General features: G+C 63.6%; 3 protein-coding genes. All 3 read right to left on the reverse strand.

The window, feature by feature from the left end; translation table 11 throughout:
• Positions 1-373: hypothetical protein (locus BLP99_RS25940; RefSeq protein ID WP_143007995.1), on the reverse strand; the 373-nt coding region annotated here is incomplete at its 3' end.
• A gap of 85 nt (positions 374-458) precedes the next feature.
• Positions 459-737 carry a hypothetical protein gene (locus BLP99_RS25945; RefSeq protein ID WP_072399298.1) on the reverse strand — a complete coding sequence of 93 codons (279 nt, stop codon included), beginning with the start codon at positions 735-737 and terminating at the stop codon, positions 459-461.
• A 2-nt stretch (positions 738-739) separates the two neighbouring features.
• Positions 740-4,662 (reverse strand): RHS repeat-associated core domain-containing protein (locus BLP99_RS25950; RefSeq protein WP_092182171.1); only part of this gene is annotated, 3,923 nt, incomplete at its 5' end.

Genomic DNA, 4,662 nt, shown 5'->3' on the forward strand with positions numbered 1-4,662 from the left:
CGATCGCTCCGGCGGCGCGGGCCGCGGGAATGTTGTTGGTGAGCGTGTCGGTGGAGCCGGTGAGGATGTTGGCCTGCACCGTGGGGGGAAAGAGGGCGTTGCCGATGCCCTCGCATAAATTGCTCAGGCCCTTGTCGGCTCCGGTCTTGCTCATGGCGATGCCGACGACGGCGCCGACCACGGCGCCCAGCAGGAAACAGCCCAGGCCGCCGGTGGCGACGGTGATCCCGGTGGCCGCCACCACGGCAGCGGTGGCCAGGGCGGTGATCGCGATATTCGCTGCCACCTCCAGCACGCCGCCGAGGATGTCGGCCATCATCGAGGTATGTTCCAGTGCATCGCCCAAGCGGGCCGCCCAGAGTGCGTCAGGCATATTGAATACTCATGGGACTCGGATGTCTGGCGGATGCGTTTGCATGTACTTCGATGCTTTCCATTGCATCCTTTTTCCTATGGGGTCAAGGCATGCTCATCAATGCCATTCTCAGGCGCCTGATCAGCTTCGGGCTCTTGAGGCAATCGGCCGGGCGTTTGTTACCCAAGGCCGGCACGACTTGTTCCATCCACCACAGGCCTTCCTTGAGCCCTCGTTTTCCATAGAGCACCACGGCCATGTCGAGGTTGTCGTCCATGGACTTGGCGAGCGTGCGGGCGTTGTCGTCGAGGTAGTCCTCTTCATACAGACGCACAAAGGTTTGCCAGTCGGCGTCGCCGACGTATTCGTCTTCCAGTCCCATTTCTAAAAGCCCGCGAAGGAAATCAGATTACTGCCGGTCGGGTTGCGCGCCGACGGCGCCAGGATCCCATCATAACCGTTGGCCTTGGCCCAGGCGCCGATCTGGTGGGTCTGGGTGTATTTGTTGCCAGTGATGCTTTTCAGCGACACGCCCAATTGCTTGCGCACATCGGCGCGGGTCAGGTCCAGGACGTTGTTGAGCTGAACTTTCTTGCTCACCAGGACCCGCGTGGACAGGTCCACGCCCCAGTGATTGACCTCGCCCATGGCGGTCTTGCGCGAGTTGGCGCCGTAGACGCCACCCAGGCCGGGGGCGGTATAACGGTGTCGGGCGGCGACGTTCCATTTATGCACCGTCCAGGTCGTGCTGATCCGCCCAGGCTCTTCAAAGCGATAAACCGTCCGGTTGACCTTGCGACCTTTCGGCGGGGTCGTGCACTTCATCAGCCCCAGGGGGTCGATCCAGCTCACCGGGTTTGGCGCGTATTGGTAGAGGTTCAATCCACCTGCCAGGCCGATGGGGTCCGGGGTGGTGAACCGGCCGATGTCCGGATCGTAAAAGCGCAGGGTGTTGTAATGCAGGCCGGTTTCCCGGTCCAGGTACTGGCCCTGGAACCGCAGGTTCTGCTCTTCGATGAAATACGGCTCGCGCAACTCTTCGGCGGTGTTGCCCCAGACCTGGTAATGGGCACGCCAAAGCGTGTGGCCGTCGGCTTCGGAAAGTTGTTCGGGCAGGCCGTTGAGATCGTTGTGGTAATAACGGACTTTCTGCTGCTCACCGATGCCATCGACCCTGGCCAGGGGCTCGTGGCTGTCGTCGGCATAAATGTAGAGGCTGGTCTGGCCGTTGCGGTGCTCCTGTAACAGTTGCAGCGCATCCCAGGTAAAGCGGGTCCGGCCGAGCACGTTGGCGTGACGGTCGTATTCGGCCTTTTCGATGCGTCGACCCAACGGGTCGTAGGTCATCTTCACGACCGAGCCGTTGTCGTTGTGGACCTCCAGCAAACGCTGCTCTGCGTCGTACTTGAAGCGCTGTACGCCGCGTCGGCTGCTGCGTTTTTCCACCATGCGGCCGAAACCGTCGTAGCGGTAGCGCTTGTCCTGATAGGTCAACAGGCGGTTATGGGTGACATGCCCGGTGCCCATCAGTCCGTCGAGCAGGTTGGCCGATGGATCGTAGGCGAAGCCTTCGCGCTGGCCCTTGAGGTTGTCCTGGCTGGCAAGGATCCGACCGGTGGCATCGTAATGCAGCAGTTGGCGATGAGGGGCTTCGGGCTGGTTGTCGAAGCGCTCCACCAGTTGATCGCTGCTGTCGTAGGCAAACAGCGACTGCGCTATTGGCGGCAGCAACGTCGACTGGCCCTGCTGCCGTCGCTGGCGAGCCCGCAGACGACCGCTGCGGTCGTATTCGCTGCGGGTGCTGAGGCGTCCCTGGGTGCGCAGTACTTCGCGGTGCAGACGGTCGCGTTCGAAGTCGCTGATGACCTGGCCATCAAGGTTGATCTGGTGCAGATGGCCGCTGCCATAGTGCAGGCGGTTCAGCCAGCGGCCATCGGGAAGCTGTGTCTGGGTGAGGTTGCCCAGTTCGTCATAGCGATGCTCGAGGCATCCGGCCCAGCTCTGTTCGGCAATCAACTGCCCGAGGGCATCGTAGCTGAAGCCGACGCTCTGCTGGTCACCGGTCAGGCTGGTGAAGGTTACGGCAATGACCTGGTCGAGGGCGTCATAGCGATATTCGGTGCGCCCGTCGGCGGTGACCTTGGCAACCAGCCGTCCTACCGCATCGCGCTCCAGTTCATGGACGATGGGCGCTTGTGGCGAGAGGTCCAGGTTGGTGCTGCCGGGAGCGGCGTGGGCTTGCACGCGAGTGACGTTGTCCAGTGCGTCGTAGGTGTAGTGCTTGAGGCTGCCGTCCAGGCTCTGCTGGGTGCTCAGCCGGTCGCCCGCATCCCAGGCGAACCGATAGCTTTCGCCGTTCTCGTTGGTCAGGGCCAGCAGGCGCCCGTAGTGGTCGTAGCTCAACTCCACCCGCCGGCCATGGGCGTCGGTGCGCAGGTGCAACTGGCCGCTTGGGGTGTGCTGGAAGCACGTGGTGTGCCCGGCGGCGTCGCTGTAGCCGATCAACTGACCGCTGGCATCGCGCTGATAGTGCTCGGTTCGCCCGTCGGGCAGTTGCTTGCTCAGCAATCGGCCCAGGTCGTCGTAGCTGAAACGGGTGCGTTCTCCCAGTGCATCGGTGCTGCCGAGCAACAGCCCACGCTCGTCGTAGCTCAGTCGCGTGGTGTAGCCGGAGCAGTCGGTGTGTTCGCTGAGTTGACCCAGCGGCGTCCAGCGCATCGTTTTGCTTTTACCGCTGGCGTCGATGATTTCGACGACCTGACCGTGGTTGTCGTAGCGGTAGCGGGTGACATGGCCCAGTGGGTCGGTTTCACGGATACGGTTGCCACGCGCGTCATAGCGGTACTGCCAGGTGTTGCCCGCGGCATCGGTTTCAGCCAGGGGCAGGGCCCAGTGTTCGAGCCACAGCGTCGACTCGCTGCGCCCGAGCGGGTCGAGGGTCTGGCACAGATTGCCCGCTTCGTCATAGCTGAACCGATGCTGCCCGCCGTTGGGATCGGTGGCCCCCAGCAACTGGCTTTCGTCGTTCCACTGGAAGGTCCAGGTGCGATCCAGTGCATCGGTGGCTTCGGTGATCCGGTAGCGCTCGTCCCAGCGCCGGGTGCTGATGCGGTTCAAGCCGTCGGTGATGCGGGTGATGCCGCCGGCCAGATCATAGGTGAACGTGTAGGTATCGCCAGCGTCGGTCCAATGGCGCACCACGCGCCATTCCCGGTCTTCAAGCAGGGCCCATTCGTAGAAACAGCGCAGGCCGGTGGGCAGTTGGTGCTCCACCATGCGCCGCCCCGAGTCGTAGGCATAACGCCGTTTGACCTGGTTGTTGGAGTGGCGCACTTGCGCCAGATCCCCTTGGGCGTCGTAGCCGTAGTGCATCAGCACTTCGCGGTGCTGGTCGGGGTAGAGGCGTTCGATCCGACTGACGCGTTGTGGACGGCGCTGGTCGTAGACCAGTTCGACCTGTACCTGATCGAAGCTGTCGCGCAGCCGCACCAGGCGCCCGGTTTCGTCGTAGTCGAGATGGATGCGGTTGTCGTTACGGTCGCCCAGTTGATCGAGGCGCAGCTGCGCAGCATGGCCCGGTGTCGGTTCGAACAGGCGATACAGCCCATCCGCGCTTTCGATCAGCAGTTTTCCATCGGAGTGCCGCCGGACCGAGAGCCCTTCACCGGGGCTGAACACGGCGCCGCCCAGGGGGATCGGGCCCATGTCGATGCGGCGGCCCTGTTCGTCGGTGTAGACCAGGGTTTCGCCGCCCTCGGGATGGGGCAGGACCTCCACGCGTATTTCGTAGGCGACGCTCCAACCGGCGCCGAACAAACTGTCGCCCCGTTCGTCGCGGCTGTTATAGAAGCGCTGCCAGTCGATGGGCAGGATCCCGGGCAAGACGAAGTCCAGCTCCTCGACATCGCCCAGCACTTTTGCGCCGGTGGCGGCATGCACCGGGTTCGACGAGCCCATGGCCGCATTGGCCGCCGCGCCCATCGCACTACTGACGGCCATCGAGGCCGCCGCGCCAGCCAGCATGCACGGCAGGTTGCTCAGGAACTTGCCCTTGCCACCCTTGAGCATCAGCAACGCAGTCACCGCCAGGCCCACGCCCGGTGTCTTGCCGCTGCGGATCTCGCGCACCACCACCGAACCGCCGCCGATGGTCACATCCGGAGAGATCAGCCCGGACGACACCACCTTGGCATCGCAGGTGCTGCGGTCGCCGCTGCGCACGGCGGGCTGGCCGTTGATGGTGACCTTGTCCGAGCCTTCGGCCAGGAACTGCGGTGGCATCGGCGGGTGCTTGGTGCAGATGACCA

This window comes from Pseudomonas sp. NFACC32-1 (assembly GCF_900101215.1).
Classification (GTDB): domain Bacteria; phylum Pseudomonadota; class Gammaproteobacteria; order Pseudomonadales; family Pseudomonadaceae; genus Aquipseudomonas.